The sequence below is a fragment of the Streptococcus sanguinis genome (assembly GCF_001078705.1).
In the GTDB taxonomy this organism is placed as follows: Bacteria; Bacillota; Bacilli; order Lactobacillales; family Streptococcaceae; genus Streptococcus; species Streptococcus sanguinis_D.
Window position 1 is genome coordinate 74,268 of sequence record NZ_CDMW01000001.1, and the last position, 17,126, is coordinate 91,393.

Below are 17,126 nucleotides of genomic sequence, written 5' to 3' on the forward strand. Positions count from 1 at the left end.
CTTGGAACAATTAATAGAAAAATTAAAAGAGTTCTGGGGAAAAGCCCAGCAGTTTATCAAAAAAATACATCTTCCAGAATGGAGCAAGAAGATTGGTAGTGGCAATAATGGCTGGTCTATCGGTGATGTTTTTGCTGTTTTCTTGCGGACTTTTAAACTTCTGATGAATATGGCTTTTGTGTTTATCTTCTTCGGTGCCGTAATCGGTGCTGGGATTGGGATAGGCTATGCAGCTAGTCTTTTCAGTAAGGTGGAAGTGCCCAAGCAGGAAGAGTTGGTCAAGCAGGTGAATAATATCTCTGGTATTTCTAAGCTTACCTATGCTGATGGCAGTTTGATTTCAGATGTTGACAATGATTTGCTCCGCATCCCAGTTAAGAGTGACGCCATCTCTGAAAATGTAAAAAAAGCCGTTATCGCTACAGAGGATGAGAACTTTGAAACGCATAACGGAGTGGTGCCCAAGGCTGTGCTTCGGGCTACGCTCGGGTCAGTTGTTGGAGTTGGCTCGTCTAGCGGTGGGTCAACCATTACCCAGCAATTGATCAAACAGCAGGTGGTGGGCGATGCACCGACTTTCAAGAGGAAAGCAGCGGAGATTGTTGATGCTCTAGCTTTGGAGCGCTACATGTCCAAGGATGATATTTTGACGACTTACTTGAACGTTTCGCCTTTCGGGCGCAACAATAAGGGGCAGAATATCGCTGGTGTGGAAGAAGCTGCTCAAGGGATTTTTGGTGTTTCTGCTAAGGATTTGACTGTGCCCCAGTCTGCTTTTATTGCCGGCTTGCCACAGAGTCCGATTGTTTATTCGCCTTATGCAGCAGATGGTAGTCTCAAGAGTGCAGGAGATATGGCTCTGGGCTTGGAACGTGCCAAGGATGTGCTCTATAATATGTATCGGACGGGCCGTCTAAGCGAGAAAGAGTATAAAGAATACAAGGACTACGACTTGACCAAGGATTTCAAGCCTTCTGAAAGTTCAGAAAAATCTTCGCATGGCTACCTTTACTACACAGCGGTCGAAGAAGCTCAGCAGACCATGTACGAGTACTTGATTCAGCGGGACAATGTTTCTCAGCAAGAGCTGAAAAACAATGACACTGTCAAGGCATACAAAGAATTGGCTGCTAAAGAACTGAGTGATGGCGGCTATACTGTCACCACCACGATTAACAAGAACATCCACACCGCTATGCAAAATGCAGTAGCCAACTATGGGGGCGTCTTGGATGACGGAACTGGTGCAGTTGAAGTGGGAAATGTCCTCTTGGATAATAAAACTGGTGCTGTGATTGGCTTTGTCGGAGGCAGAGATTATGCTTCCAATCAGAACAATCACGCCTTTGATACGGAACGGTCACCGGGTTCAACTATTAAGCCGATTCTGGCTTATGGGATTGCTATTGACCAAGGCTTGATGGGCAGCGCCAGCGTTCTTTCTAACTATCCGACTAACTTTTCAAGCGGCGACCCGATTATGCACGTGGACAGCCGTGGTACAGCCATGATGGATCTGCAAGAAGCGCTTAATACTTCTTGGAATATTCCGGCTTATTGGACTTACCGCGGATTACGCGAAAAAGGTGTCAATGTCCGTGGCTATATGGAAAAAATGGGCTATTACATCGATGACTACAGCATTGAGAGTCTCCCAATGGGCGGCGGAATCGAAGTATCTGTAGCTCAGCACACCAATGGTTTCCAAACCTTGGCTAATAATGGAACCTACCAGAAAAAATACATGGTTGAAAAAATCACAGACCGAGATGGCAAGGTGATTTACCAGCATAAGGCCAATCCTGTTCAGATTTATAGCCCAGCAGCGGCTACGATTATGCAGGAGCTCATGAGGGGAGTTATCAATTCTGGAGCTACTACGACCTATAAATCTAGAATCAGTCAGGTCAACGGAACCTTGGCTGGAGCTGACTGGATTGGTAAGACCGGAACGACCAACAGCAACGGCGATATGTGGCTGATGCTTTCTACTCCTAAGATGACTTTGGGAGGCTGGATTGGTCATGATGATAATAGCTCTATGGCGGCGTTGACTGGTTATAATAATAACGCCTCCTACATGGCCTATATGGCAGATGCCATCTATCAAGCAGATCCAAATGCCTGGGGTGTTGGTGATAAGTTCACTCTTGATCCGAGTGTGATTAAGTCTGATGTACTCAAGTCCACAGGGGAAAAGCCAGGTACAGTAACGGTAAATGGCCGTTCTGTTAATCTCAGTGGTCCGACAGTGCCTAGCTATTGGGCTAAAAACGGTGCTCCGACCACGACCTACCGCTTTGGTATCGGGGCATCAGATGCGGATTATCAGAAGGCTTGGTCAGCTATTCTGGGCGGTTCTACCTCTAATTCTAATTCCAGCTCCAATTCCAACAATAACCGGCAGGGGAACTAGCGCATCAAGAACAGTTTTAACTTTTCAGAAAGCGGATGAAATCCTTGCAATTTCTAGCTAAATAAGGTATAATGATAACAATAATTTGTCGTGTGCTTTATTTGAAATATTGTCCAAATAGAAGCTTACAGCAGTTAAATCAAACTTGAATAAGTCAGATTTAGCTGCTCTTTTTGTGCCTATTTTTAGGAAAAACGGATTGTGTAACCATAATTTAATTTTTCTGAAAATTATACAAAAGGGACTGATTGTAGCTGTTTTGCAGCATTGTAAATGACAGAGGATTTTCCTCTGAAAACATTTCACAGAACTCGCCCTCAAAGCGTTGAGAAAAAGATAGGTTTCTTCTCGCTTTATCAAGGGCTTAGTATCTTATCATAAAGGAGTAAAAACTTGGCAGGACATGAAGTTCGATACGGTAAACACCGTACCCGTCGTAGTTTTTCAAGAATTAAGGAAGTTCTTGATTTACCAAATTTGATTGAAATCCAAACGGATTCGTTCCAAGATTTCTTGGATCATGGTCTGAAGGAAGTCTTTGAAGATGTACTTCCTATTTCAAACTTTACCGACACCATGGAATTGGAATTTGTCGGCTATGAAATCCGTGAGCCTAAATATACGCTGGAAGAAGCACGTATCCACGATGCCAGCTATTCAGCGCCAATCTTTGTGACTTTCCGTCTGATTAACAAGGAAACTGGTGAAATCAAGACTCAGGAAGTCTTCTTTGGTGATTTCCCAATCATGACTGAAATGGGAACCTTCATCATCAATGGTGGTGAGCGGATTATCGTATCCCAGTTGGTTCGTTCTCCAGGGGTTTACTTTAACGATAAAGTTGACAAAAATGGGAAAGTCGGCTACGGTTCAACGGTTATTCCTAACCGCGGAGCTTGGTTAGAGTTGGAAACAGACTCAAAAGACATTGCCTACACTCGTATTGACCGGACACGGAAGATTCCATTTACCACTTTGGTGCGTGCGCTTGGTTTCTCAGGTGATGATGAGATCTTGGACATCTTTGGTGACAGCGACTTGGTGCGCAACACCATCGAAAAAGATATCCACAAGAACCCAATGGACTCCCGTACAGATGAAGCTCTGAAAGAAATCTATGAGCGTCTTCGTCCAGGCGAGCCTAAGACGGCTGAAAGCTCTCGCTCTCTCCTTGATGCGCGTTTCTTTGATCCGCATCGTTATGACTTGGCAGCAGTTGGTCGGTACAAGATTAATAAGAAACTCAGCGTCAAGACACGCTTGCTGAACCAAACCATTGCAGAGCCATTGGTAGATGCTGAAACAGGAGAAATCTTGGTTGAAGCTGGTACAGTTATGACCCGTAGTGTGATTGACAGCATTGCAGAGCAGCTGGACAATGGTTTGAATAAAATCACTTATATTCCAAACGACTCAGCTGTTTTGACAGACCCTGTAGAATTGCAGAAGTTCAAGGTTGTGGCACCAACTGATCCAGACCGCGTTGTGACCATCATTGGTAACGCAAATCCTTCTGACAAGGTACGGATTGTGACACCAGCTGATATCTTGGCTGAGATGAGCTACTTCCTCAACTTGGCTGAAGGAATTGGTCGTGTGGATGATATTGACCACTTGGGGAACCGTCGTATTCGTGCAGTTGGTGAGCTTTTGGCCAACCAAGTCCGCCTCGGACTTTCTCGGATGGAGCGTAATGTTCGTGAACGGATGTCTGTTCAGGATAATGAAGTACTGACTCCGCAGCAAATCATCAACATCCGTCCAGTAACTGCAGCCATTAAAGAATTCTTTGGTTCTTCACAGTTGTCACAGTTCATGGACCAACACAATCCGCTGTCTGAACTCTCTCACAAGCGTCGTCTTTCTGCCTTAGGACCTGGTGGTTTGACACGTGACCGTGCTGGTTATGAAGTGCGGGACGTGCACTATACTCACTATGGCCGTATGTGTCCGATTGAAACGCCTGAAGGACCAAACATCGGTTTGATTAATAACTTGTCTTCTTATGGACACCTTAACAAATACGGATTTATTCAAACGCCTTACCGTAAGGTAGACCGTGAAGCTGGCGTGGTAACCAACGAAATCGTTTGGCTGACAGCTGATGAGGAAGATGAATTTATCGTAGCGCAGGCCAACTCTAAGCTGAATGAAAAAGGCGGCTTTGCTGAGCCTATCGTTATGGGACGCCACCAAGGTAATAACCAAGAATTTCCATCAGACCAAGTAGACTACATGGATGTATCGCCTAAGCAGGTAGTTGCCGTGGCGACAGCATGTATTCCTTTCTTGGAAAATGACGACTCCAACCGTGCCCTCATGGGTGCCAACATGCAGCGTCAGGCTGTGCCTTTGATTGATCCAAAAGCGCCTTATGTCGGTACTGGTATGGAATACCAAGCTGCCCACGACTCTGGTGCAGCGGTTATTGCCCAGCATGATGGTAAGGTTGCCTATGCGGATGCAGACAAGGTTGAAGTCCGCCGCGAAGATGGTTCTCTTGATGTTTACCAAATTCAAAAATTCCGCCGTTCTAATTCAGGAACTGCTTATAACCAACGTACCTTGGTGAAAGTTGGCGATGTCGTTGAAAAAGGTGACTTTATCGCTGACGGACCTTCTATGGAAAAGGGAGAAATGGCCTTGGGACAAAACCCAATCGTTGCCTACATGACATGGGAAGGTTACAACTTCGAGGATGCGGTTATCATGAGTGAGCGTCTGGTGAAAGACGATGTCTACACCTCTGTTCACTTGGAAGAATACGAATCAGAAACTCGCGACACTAAGCTTGGCCCTGAAGAGATTACCCGCGAAATTCCAAACGTAGGGGAAGATGCCCTTCGCAATCTGGATGAAATGGGTATTATCCGCATCGGAGCGGAAGTTAAAGAAGGCGATATTCTTGTAGGTAAAGTAACTCCTAAGGGTGAAAAAGACCTTTCTGCTGAAGAACGTCTCTTGCACGCTATCTTCGGAGACAAGTCTCGTGAAGTTCGTGACACTTCTCTGCGTGTGCCACACGGTGCCGATGGAGTGGTTCGTGACGTGAAGATCTTTACCCGTGCTAATGGTGATGAGCTGCAATCTGGCGTTAATATGCTGGTTCGTGTCTATATCGCTCAAAAACGTAAGATTAAGGTCGGAGATAAGATGGCTGGTCGTCACGGAAACAAGGGGGTTGTATCCCGTATCGTTCCTGTGGAAGACATGCCTTACTTGCCAGACGGAACACCAGTTGATATCATGTTGAACCCACTCGGGGTGCCATCTCGTATGAACATTGGTCAGGTTATGGAGCTCCACCTTGGTATGGCAGCGCGTAACTTGGGCATCCATATTGCAACACCAGTCTTTGATGGAGCAAGCTCAGAAGATCTCTGGGATACTGTCCGCGAAGCTGGTATGGACAGCGATGCCAAGACTATTCTCTATGACGGACGTACCGGTGAGCCGTTTGACAACCGTGTATCTGTCGGTGTCATGTACATGATCAAGCTCCACCACATGGTAGATGATAAACTCCATGCCCGCTCAGTAGGTCCTTACTCAATGGTTACCCAACAGCCGCTCGGAGGTAAAGCTCAGTTTGGTGGACAACGTTTTGGTGAGATGGAAGTTTGGGCCTTGGAAGCTTACGGTGCTTCTAACGTTCTGCAAGAAATCCTGACTTACAAGTCAGATGATGTCAACGGACGTTTGAAGGCTTACGAAGCTATTACTAAAGGAAAACCAATTCCAAAACCAGGTGTGCCAGAATCCTTCCGCGTTCTTGTCAAAGAATTGCAATCTCTTGGTCTGGACATGCGCGTTCTCGATGAAGATGACAATGAAGTAGAACTGCGTGACCTAGACGAAGGTGAAGATGATGATGTGATTCACGTTGATGATCTTGAAAAAGCGCGTGAAAAAGCAGCTCAAGAAGCGAAAGCAGCTTTTGAGGCTGAAGGAAAAGAATAAGAATACACACTGATTAGAAAATGAAGAAAGGTAAGAAATAGTGGTTGATGTAAATCGTTTTAAAAGTATGCAAATCACCCTAGCTTCTCCAAATAAGGTCCGTTCATGGTCTTATGGGGAAGTGAAGAAACCTGAAACAATCAATTACCGAACCCTGAAACCAGAACGCGAAGGTCTTTTTGACGAAGTGATCTTCGGTCCAACAAAGGACTGGGAATGTGCCTGTGGTAAGTACAAACGGATTCGTTACAAAGGAATCGTCTGTGACCGCTGTGGTGTTGAAGTAACTCGTGCTAAGGTTCGTCGTGAGCGTATGGGCCACATCGAATTGAAGGCTCCTGTTTCACATATTTGGTACTTTAAAGGAATTCCAAGCCGCATGGGGCTCACTTTGGATATGAGCCCACGTGCCCTGGAAGAAGTCATTTATTTTGCGGCTTATGTGGTGATTGATCCTAAGGATACACCGCTAGAGCACAAGTCAATCATGACGGAGCGTGAGTACCGTGAACGTTTGCGCGAGTACGGTGCAGGCTCATTTGTAGCCAAAATGGGAGCAGAAGCTATTCAAGACCTCTTGAAACAAGTGGACTTGGAAGCTGAGATTGCTGTCCTTAAAGAAGAATTGAAAACTGCTTCCGGTCAAAAACGGATCAAGGCTGTTCGTCGCTTGGATGTTTTGGATGCCTTCTATAAATCTGGCAACAAGCCAGAATGGATGGTCCTCAATATCCTGCCGGTTATTCCACCGGATCTGCGCCCAATGGTTCAGCTGGATGGTGGTCGTTTTGCGGCTTCTGACCTCAACGATCTCTATCGTCGGGTTATTAACCGAAACAACCGTTTGGCTCGCTTGCTGGAACTCAACGCACCTGGCATTATCGTTCAAAATGAAAAGCGGATGCTGCAGGAAGCGGTTGATGCTTTGATTGACAATGGTCGCCGTGGTCGTCCTATCACAGGACCAGGTAGCCGCCCGCTTAAGTCTCTGAGCCACATGCTTAAAGGGAAACAAGGTCGTTTCCGTCAAAACTTGCTGGGTAAACGGGTTGACTTCTCAGGTCGTTCCGTTATCGCCGTTGGTCCTACATTGAAAATGTACCAATGTGGGGTGCCGCGTGAAATGGCGATTGAGCTTTTCAAGCCATTTGTCATGCGGGAAATCGTTGCTCGTGACATCGTGCAGAACGTAAAAGCTGCCAAACGCTTGGTAGAGCGTGGAGATGAACGCATCTGGGATATTCTGGAAGAAGTGATTAAGGAACATCCAGTGCTTCTTAATCGCGCACCGACCCTTCACCGTCTGGGAATTCAGGCCTTTGAGCCAGTTCTGATTGACGGTAAAGCTTTGCGTTTGCATCCGCTTGTCTGTGAAGCCTACAATGCCGACTTTGACGGGGACCAAATGGCTATCCACGTACCATTGTCAGAGGAAGCGCAAGCTGAAGCTCGTATCCTCATGCTGGCTGCTGAGCACATCTTGAATCCCAAAGACGGTAAGCCAGTTGTGACACCGTCTCAGGATATGGTCTTGGGGAACTACTACCTGACCATGGAAGAGGCTGGCCGCGAAGGCGAAGGTATGATTTTCAAGGATATGGATGAGGCTGTCATGGCCCTCCGCAACGGCTATGTTCACTTGCATACTCGTGTTGGTATTGCAACAGACAGTCTCAACAAGCCTTGGACAGAAGACCAGAAGCATAAGATTTTGATCACAACTGTTGGTAAAATCCTCTTTAACGCGATTATGCCAGAGGAATTGCCTTATCTGCAAGAGCCGACTAATGCTAACTTGACAGAAGGTGTGCCAGCTAAGTACTTCTTGGAGCCAGGACAAGACATCAAGGAAGTCATTGAACAGCTTGAGATCAATGTTCCGTTTAAGAAGAAAAATCTGGGGAATATCATCGCGGAAATCTTTAAACGATTCCGTACAACAGAAACATCTGCTCTTCTTGACCGCTTGAAGAACTTGGGTTATCACCATTCTACTTTGGCTGGTCTGACAGTGGGTATCGCTGATATCCCAGTTGTCGAAGACAAGGCTGAGATTATTGAAGAATCCCACAAGCGCGTTGAACAAATTACTAAACAATTCCGTCGCGGTATGATTACTGATGACGAACGCTACAATGCAGTGACTACTGAGTGGCGGGCAGCTCGTGAGAAATTGGAAAAACGTCTGGTTGCCAACCAGGATCCGAAGAACCCTATCGTTATGATGATGGACTCTGGAGCCCGGGGTAACATCTCTAACTTCTCCCAGTTGGCCGGTATGCGTGGTCTGATGGCTGCGCCAAATGGACGTATCATGGAATTGCCAATCTTGTCTAACTTCCGTGAAGGTCTGTCCGTTCTGGAAATGTTCTTCTCTACCCACGGTGCTCGTAAGGGTATGACCGATACGGCCCTTAAGACAGCCGACTCGGGTTACCTGACTCGTCGTCTGGTTGACGTTGCCCAAGATGTGATTATCCGTGAAGATGACTGTGGTACAGACCGCGGCTTGCTCATCACTTCTATCACAGAAGGCAAGGAAATGATCGAGTCTCTGGAAGAGCGCCTAAATGGTCGTTACACTAAGAAGACGGTTAAACATCCAGAAACTGGTGCTGTCATTATTGGTCCAAATGAATTGATCACAGAAGATAAGGCGCGCGAGATTGTTAATGCTGGTGTTGAAGAAGTGACGATTCGCTCTGTCTTTACATGTAACACCCGTCACGGTGTCTGCCGTCATTGTTACGGTATCAACTTGGCGACTGGCGATGCGGTTGAAGTCGGTGAAGCGGTCGGAACCATCGCTGCCCAGTCTATCGGGGAGCCTGGTACACAGCTGACCATGCGTACCTTCCACACGGGTGGTGTTGCCTCCAATACCGATATCACACAAGGTCTTCCTCGTGTCCAAGAAATCTTTGAAGCCCGCAATCCGAAAGGGGAAGCGGTCATCACTGAAGTCAAGGGTGAAGTTACTGCCATCGAAGAAGATGCATCTACTCGTACCAAGAAGGTCTTTGTTACAGGTGCAACTGGCGAAGGTGAATATGTGGTACCATTTACAGCTCGCATGAAGGTTGAAGTGGGCGACCAAGTCTCTCGCGGTGCTGCCTTGACTGAAGGTTCTATCCAGCCGAAGCACTTGCTGGCTGTCCGTGATGTCTTGTCTGTTGAAACTTACCTACTTGCTGAAGTACAAAAAGTTTACCGCAGCCAAGGGGTAGAAATCGGCGACAAACACATTGAGGTAATGGTTCGCCAGATGATTCGCAAGGTGCGCGTCATGGATCCAGGAGATACAGATCTTCTCATGGGAACTCTCATGGATATTACAGACTTCACAGATGCTAACCGTGATGTGGTTATCTCAGGCGGAGTGCCTGCGACAGCTCGTCCAGTCCTCATGGGAATCACCAAGGCTTCCCTTGAGACAAATAGCTTCCTGTCTGCAGCTTCCTTCCAGGAAACAACTCGTGTCCTGACAGATGCTGCTATCCGTGGTAAGAAAGACCATCTGCTCGGACTCAAAGAAAATGTTATCATCGGTAAGATTATCCCAGCTGGTACTGGTATGGCCCGCTACCGCAATCTGGAACCTCAGGCTGTCAATGAAGTTGAAATTATCGACGAAGTGACAGAACTGCCAGATGGATTTGAAACTGAAGAAAATATTGTTCTTAAATAAAGAACTTTCCCTCCCGATTTTCGGGAGGGATTTTTTCTTGCAGCCGATAATTCCTTGCTCGTCAATAGATATTATCCTATAATATAATCAGGAGTAGTGCATTTTAAGCTCCCCTTTATGACTAAACTATTATAGAAGAATCACGCAAGATTTCGTGTTTCAGCTTTTTTAGATACGATTTGTCACATCTATTTTTAATCAGAAAGATCAATGGTTTCTGGTGGTATGATAGCGCTAGGTTATACTATTTTAAAATTCCTAAAATAGTAGGAGAAGCAGGTTTGAAATTTTTAAAAAGAGGAGGTTGGTTTTAATGGTAGTAGTCGAAGATTGTGGAGAACAGTAGCTGGCGTTTATCTAGCTAGCTCATTCATGAAGGGAGGATTTTGAAATATAAAGAGTAGAAAACAATTAGATTACAAATAGAATAATATTTTATTACAATGGATAAAGATTAAAAAATATAGGTAAAAAACACAAAATTCTGCATAAATCAGGGCTTTAAGCCTATAAATTCTTTCCTTTTTATTTATTTTTTTGAGAAAACCAAAAAATTTCAGTAATTTTAAGTTACAGTTAAGTTAAGAAAATTAAAATAATCTTAAATAAGTTACCAACATGTAAATTACTATTAAGAAAGTATAAAATAATAGTTCATGCTTTGATTATTGAAACGCTTGATGGTAAAATAAATAAGGTTGCTTAAAACAAACATTTTTTAGTAAAAAGTTAATATAACAATGTTGATTTTTGGTGAGGAAAAATGAAGAAAATTAAGGTAATGGTTGTTTTTGGAACTCGTCCAGAAGCAATTAAGATGGCTCCGCTGGTTATTGAACTGAAGAAGCAGGCAGACTTGTTTGAAACAACAACGGTTGTGACTGCTCAGCATCGTCAGATGTTGGATCAGGTGCTTGAAACTTTTAAGATTGAGCCTGATTATGATTTGGACATTATGGGGAATAATCAAACCCTGACAGATATTACTGTCAAGATCCTGCATAAGCTGGATGATATCTTAAAGGAAAACAAGCCAGACATTATGCTGGTGCACGGTGATACGACAACGACTTTTGCAGCTAGTCTCGCAGCGTTTTATAATCAAGTTCGTATCGGCCACGTGGAAGCTGGTTTGCGGACTTGGAACAAATACTCTCCTTTCCCAGAAGAGATGAATCGTCAGATGACTGACTCTTTAACGGACTTGTATTTTGCGCCAACAGATCAGAGTAAGGCTAACTTGCTCAAGGAAAACCATCCAGCAGAAACGGTTTTTGTCACAGGAAATACAGCTATCGACGCTCTCAAGCTGACCGTCCAAGATGATTACCAGCACGAAGTGCTTGACCGTATTGATTCAGCTCGCAAGATGATTTTGGTGACTATGCATCGCCGGGAAAATCAAGGAGAGCCGATGAGAAGGGTCTTTCGAACTTTACGGCAGATTGTAGATGCCCATGATGATGTAGAGATTGTCTATCCTGTTCACCTGAGCCCAGCGGTTCAGGAAGCGGCTAGAGAAATTCTGAGTGACAATGAGAAAATTCATCTGATTGAGCCTTTGGATGTGTTGGATTTCCATAATATCGCAGCTAAAAGCTACTTTATCATGTCAGACTCAGGCGGAGTACAAGAGGAAGCACCTTCCTTAGGTAAGCCTGTACTGGTACTTCGTGATACAACAGAGAGACCAGAAGGAGTTGAAGCCGGTACCTTGAAGCTGGTCGGTACAGAAACTCAAGCAGTAGCAGAGGCAATGGAAGCCCTGCTGACAGATGAGTCACTCTATCAGGAAATGGCCCAAGCCAGCAATCCGTATGGTGACGGTAAGGCTTCTGAGCGGATTGCTCAAGCAATAGCTCACTATTTTAAGCAGACGGCTAGGCCGGAAGAATTTAAGACAGGAGTAAAGAATGTTTAGGAAAAAAGGACTAGAAAAATCATTAGCAGTCTTTGTACTGGCAATTGGACTAATTCTTTTCTACAGTTGGAATTTTGCAGCTAACATATTTTATATCGGAATCGCGCTGATTTTATTAGGTATTTTTAGTGTCTTTGTCCTATCCGATCTCTTGGTGACATGGGCTATGATTTTAGGTGTAGTTATTGCAACCCTGGTCTTGCTCTTTGATGTAACTTATCTGCCGGATAATCAAGTTTTCTTCTTGCTTTACGTCTTCCCTGTCAGCGCTTGGCTGACCAGCCGAGTGAATTTCTATCTCCATCAGCGCTTGGGATTAGTGCAGGATGACAGTGAAGATGCTGCTGAGGCCTATGATGAGCTAGTTAAGAAAGTGCATCTGGAAGAAGCTCCAGCCTTTCAGGCCTTGCTAGTGCATTGGGCGCACAATCATCATTTTTATCAAATTCACTCTCGGGAGTACAAGCGGATGCTCAAGAGAATTTTACGACTTCTCAACTGGGACTTCCAGAATGTAGAAACGGTTTACTATGTATCCAATGGTAACTTTCTCGTTCTGGTAGAAGATCTGGATCAGGAAGTCAAGGAATATTTCCAAGAGAAAGTGCGTGCCGATTTGACGACAATGCGCTTTGAAAATAAGAAAACTGACCAAGAAATTCAGTTTCAGTCTGGCAGCTTAAAACTGAATGCTCAAAACATTGATAAATTCCATAATTTTGACGACGCTTTGAGCAATCTGGAGCGTCAGCTTGAAACCGACATTATTGTAGAATATTAGGAGGTAAACTCATGTCTTTAACTGAAGTATTTTTTATCGTATCTATGGTGCTAAGTATCTTTTTTGCTATTAGTTTTTTTGTCCTCTTCATCTATTATCTGGTTATTTACAATCGGGTTAATAAAAATTTTAGGGCGGTGACTCGTCATGATTAGTCAGCTTATTATGATTATCACCCTGTTCTCCATCTGGATGTCTCTGGCTTGGGCTTTGGTTATTCTATGCTCTTCCGTGCATTTCTGGATGAAGCGCAGTGACTTCAATGTGGATACCAGTCCCTTGGAGCATTATCCTATGGTTACAGTCGTTGTTCCTGCCCACAATGAAGATGTGGTTATCGCTCAGACGACTAAGGCCATTCTGGACTTGGATTATCCTCATGACCGAGTGGAAGTTCTGCTCTTTGCGGACAACTGCTCGGACGATACCTATCAGGAAATGCTGAAAGTACAGGCGATGCCTGAGTATGCTGGACGCAATGTTATAATTACAGACCGTACAGGTACGGGAGGTAAGGCAGGGGTGCTGAATGATGCCCTGAAGATGGCCAAGGGTGAATATATCTGTGTCTACGATGCGGATGCTATGCCAGAAAAGAATGCCCTTTACTTCCTAGTCAAGAAAGTCTTAGAAGATCCAGAACGCCACGTTGCTTCCTTTGGACGCAATAAGACCCGTAATGCCAACCAGAACTTCCTGACCCGTTGTATCAACCAAGAAATCGTTGTAACTCAGCGTGTTTATCACGTAGGTATGTGGCATCTCTTCAAGATTGGACGGATTCCAGGTACAAACTTCTTGATTAACACTGAGTTTGTTAAGAGTATTGGTGGTTGGAAAAATGGTGCCTTGACAGAGGATACGGAAATTTCCTTTAAGATTATGCAGAGCGGCAAACTGATTGCTTTGGCTTATAACTCTGAGGCTTTCCAGCAAGAACCTGAGACCCTCAAGTCCTACTACTTGCAGCGTAAGCGCTGGGCTAAGGGGAATTACGAGGTGGTTATTGACAACTTCAAGCATCTTTTTAGCGGCGGTAACTGGCGTGTGAAACTGGAAGTATTTAATTATTCTTGTATCTTCTTCTGGTTTAATTTGGCGATTGTCTTATCTGACTTGGTTTTCTTTGCCAATGTAGCGGCAATGATTACCCAGCTCTTTATACCGGATGTGCGGATTCCTTTCGCTTTTGATGCTCAGAATATCTATATCGTCCAGCTGATGCTCTTTAACTGGCTTCTGATGATTTTGCTTTATCTTTTGCAGATCAATATCGCCCTGGCTTCTCAGTTTGGACAGGCGACCACCAAACAGATTTGGCTGGCTCTTGTGTCCTATTTGACTTACTCTCAGCTCTTTATCGTTGTTTCTTTAGATGCAGTAGGATCTGTTATCTTGGACAAGATTTTGAAGCGGAAAGAAACCAAGTGGGTTAAAACAAAACGATTTGCAGGTTAGGAGAAAGTGTGAAAAGAACAAGATTAAGATTTATTTGGTTTGTGATAATTCTGGCTGTCTTGGCTAGTATTCTCTTGTACACCCGCATGGGCAGTACTCCGAATATCAAAAAGAAGATATACAGCCAATGGTCTAAAGAATATGTTGTAACCAAGGACAAATTGTCTTATATCAGGACGGCAAACAGTAAGACTGAAGATGTTGTGCTATCTGAGGCGCAAGGTTATGGCATGGTGATTGCTGTGGATGCAGCTAAGCAAGGCTATGCTAGTTCTGCTGATTTTGAAAAGCTCTACCAATATTATCTAGCTCATCGTCTGAAAGATACCCAGCTTATGTCTTGGAAACAGACGATTAAGGATGGTAAGAGCAATCATGAAGACGAAAACAATGCTACAGACGGCGATCTCTACATTGCCTATGCTTTGATTCAGGCATCTAAGCAGTGGCCAGACAAGGCTAAAGAATACCAAGCTCAGGCTCAGTCTATTCTGAAAGATGTCTTGGCATATAACTATAATGAAAGCAACGGTGTTTTGACGGTTGGGAACTGGGCAAATGCAGAATCGAAATTTTATAATCTCATGCGGACTTCTGATACATTGCCACAGCAGTTCCAAGCTTTCTATGAGTTGACAAAGGATAAGCAGTGGCTGACAATCCGGGATAACATGCTCAGCAAACTTGAAGCAATCAGCGCTGATAATAAGACTGGTTTGATACCAGACTTTATCTGGGTTGAAGGCGACAAAGTTCGGGCAGCTGATGCTGATACGGTTGAATCTGCAAATGATGGCTATTATTCTTATAATGCCTGCCGACTTCCTTACAATTTGGCTCAAAGCAAGGATGAAAAAAGTCAAAAAATGCTGAAGAAGATGTTGAGCTTCTTCCTCAATCAAGAAAAGATTTATGCGGGCTACAACCTGAAAGGCAAGGCTCTCAATAGCAATCAGGCTGGCAGCTTTACTGCTCCAGTATTCTATGCGGCTAATAACAATATAGAATTCCGCAAATTGGTGCAGCAAAATAAATATCTCTTCATGCAGGGCTTGCCGTCAGATAATTACTATGACGCAGCTGTGACAACGATGATTGCTTTAGAAACTTTATAATGCAGAAACGAGCAAGATGAAAATTTTGCTTAAGATAATGCAGACAATAGGGTGGGACAAAACGGTGTTTGTCCCACTTTTTTGGGGGAAAAACCTTGAGATTTTTTTCACAAACTGTTAAAATAAAATGGAAAACATTCATCATAACATAACAATAGAAAGGATAGCCTATGAAAGCCTATACTTATGTTAAGCCGGGATTTGCCCAGTTTATAGATGTTGATAAACCTGTCGTACGCAAACCGACAGATGCTATTGTCCGCATGGTCAAGACCACTATCTGTGGGACTGATCTTCATATTATAAAAGGTGATGTTCCTGCCTGCAAGAGTGGAACAATTCTGGGACATGAAGGCATCGGTATTGTTGAAGAAGTTGGTGACAGTGTAACCAATTTCAAGAAGGGTGATAAGGTTCTGATTTCCTGTGTTTGTGCCTGTGGCAAGTGCTACTATTGCAAGAAGGGCATTTACGCCCATTGTGAAGATGAAGGTGGATGGATTTTCGGGCATTTGATTGACGGAACTCAAGCTGAGTATCTGCGTGTGCCCCATGCGGATAATACTCTCTATCATACACCGTCTGATTTATCCGATGAAGCCTTAGTCATGCTGTCAGACATCTTGCCAACAGCTTATGAAATAGGAGTTTTAAAAGGCAAAGTAGAGCCTGGATGTACAGTAGCTATCGTTGGCTCTGGGCCAATTGGTCTCGCGTCTCTGCTGACAGCTCAGTTTTATTCTCCGTCAAAGATTATCATGGTTGACATCGATGAGAATCGTTTAGATACGGCCATGGCCTTTGGGGCAACAGATAAGGTAAATTCAGCGGATGCTGAAAAAGCTGTGCAGGCTATCTTTGACTTGACAGATGGACGTGGGGTTGATGTAGCCATTGAAGCAGTAGGGATTCCAGCCAGTTTTGATCTTTGTCAGAAAGTTATTGCCGTTGATGGAACCATTGCTAACTGTGGAGTTCATGGCAAACCTGTCGAGTTTGAGTTAGACCGGCTCTGGATTCGAAATATCAATGTGACGACCGGGCTGGTATCTACCAATACTACTCCACAGCTGTTAAAGGCTCTGGAAAGTCATAAGATTGAGCCAGAAAAGCTAGTGACTCATTACTTTAAGTTGAGTGAAATTGAAGAAGCTTTCAAGGTCTTTGGCCAAGCTGCTGACCATCATGCTATTAAGGTTATTATAGAAAATGACCTCTCCCCAGTCCAATAAAATTCTTAAGTTGTCTTTTTCCTATCCCTTTTAATCTTTGGTTAAAAGGGGTTTTTATATTGTTTTCTGATTCTGAGCAAAATAGTTTTGTTAGTCAAAGAATTCTTATATAATATACGGTACAAAGAGAGGACGAGTATGTATTGTGTAATTGAGATGTACGGGGACTATGAACCGTGGTGGTTCCTGGATGGCTGGGAAGAAGATGTCGTTGCAAAGAAGCACTTCGATGATTATTATGAAGCCCTTAAATATTATAAAACCCGCTGGCTGCAAATGGCAGACCAGTCACCTTTGTATAAGAGCCGCAGTGATTTAATGACTATTTTTTGGAATCCGGAGGATCAGCGCTGGTGCGAGGAGTGTGATGAGAATGTTCAGCAGTACTACTCACTGTTTTTGCTGGAGAATGAGTGCAAGATTCCTAAGAGCAAGTACCGGCCAGGCTATACTAAGCAGAACGGCCTTGAAAAGCACCGAGCTTGCTCAGCTAAACTAAAAACCGCTAAGCCTCTTTAAATCGACAGAATATATTTTGCAAATCTGATAATAGAG

General features: G+C 44.2%; 10 protein-coding genes. All 10 read left to right on the forward strand.

Annotation, left to right across the window (positions count from 1 at the left end; all coding sequences use genetic code 11):
• The first annotated feature begins 1 nt into the window (after position 1).
• The 10 genes from pbp1b to SSV_RS00600 all read left to right on the forward strand — a co-directional run bounded on the left by pbp1b (position 2) and on the right by SSV_RS00600 (position 17,090).
• Positions 2–2,416, forward strand: a complete 2,415-nt coding sequence (gene pbp1b / locus SSV_RS00555) for a penicillin-binding protein PBP1B (protein ID WP_072073257.1) — start codon at positions 2–4, stop codon at positions 2,414–2,416.
• Between the two features lie 393 nt (positions 2,417–2,809).
• Positions 2,810–6,376 carry a DNA-directed RNA polymerase subunit beta gene (rpoB, locus tag SSV_RS00560; RefSeq protein WP_072073258.1) on the forward strand — a complete coding sequence of 1,189 codons (3,567 nt, stop codon included), beginning with the start codon at positions 2,810–2,812 and terminating at the stop codon, positions 6,374–6,376.
• Positions 6,377–6,416: 40 nt separating this feature from the next.
• Positions 6,417–10,064, forward strand: coding sequence for a DNA-directed RNA polymerase subunit beta' (rpoC, locus tag SSV_RS00565; RefSeq protein ID WP_072073259.1), 3,648 nt, complete (start codon positions 6,417–6,419; stop codon positions 10,062–10,064).
• A gap of 763 nt (positions 10,065–10,827) precedes the next feature.
• On the forward strand, positions 10,828–11,985 hold the full coding sequence (gene wecB / locus SSV_RS00570; protein WP_072073260.1) for a non-hydrolyzing UDP-N-acetylglucosamine 2-epimerase: 1,158 nt from the start codon (positions 10,828–10,830) through the stop codon (positions 11,983–11,985).
• Positions 11,978–12,766: a hypothetical protein gene (locus SSV_RS00575; protein WP_072073261.1), complete on the forward strand. Its 789-nt coding sequence runs from the start codon at positions 11,978–11,980 to the stop codon at positions 12,764–12,766. The genes wecB and SSV_RS00575 overlap by 8 nt, the downstream gene beginning before the upstream one ends.
• Positions 12,767–12,777: 11 nt before the next feature.
• Positions 12,778–12,921 carry a hypothetical protein gene (locus SSV_RS00580; protein ID WP_002928913.1) on the forward strand — a complete coding sequence of 48 codons (144 nt, stop codon included), beginning with the start codon at positions 12,778–12,780 and terminating at the stop codon, positions 12,919–12,921.
• Complete coding sequence (locus SSV_RS00585; RefSeq protein ID WP_004189100.1) at positions 12,914–14,224, forward strand: glycosyltransferase family 2 protein; 1,311 nt, start codon at positions 12,914–12,916, stop codon at positions 14,222–14,224. Before SSV_RS00580 ends, SSV_RS00585 begins: the two co-directional genes overlap by 8 nt.
• Positions 14,225–14,232: 8 nt before the next feature.
• Positions 14,233–15,339 carry a family 8 glycosyl hydrolase gene (locus SSV_RS00590; protein ID WP_176693520.1) on the forward strand — a complete coding sequence of 369 codons (1,107 nt, stop codon included), beginning with the start codon at positions 14,233–14,235 and terminating at the stop codon, positions 15,337–15,339.
• A gap of 170 nt (positions 15,340–15,509) precedes the next feature.
• Complete coding sequence (locus SSV_RS00595) at positions 15,510–16,571, forward strand: zinc-dependent alcohol dehydrogenase family protein (RefSeq protein ID WP_072073262.1); 1,062 nt, start codon at positions 15,510–15,512, stop codon at positions 16,569–16,571.
• A gap of 138 nt (positions 16,572–16,709) precedes the next feature.
• Positions 16,710–17,090, forward strand: coding sequence for a DUF1033 family protein (locus tag SSV_RS00600; RefSeq protein ID WP_072073263.1), 381 nt, complete (start codon positions 16,710–16,712; stop codon positions 17,088–17,090).
• Positions 17,091–17,126: the final 36 nt, after the last annotated feature.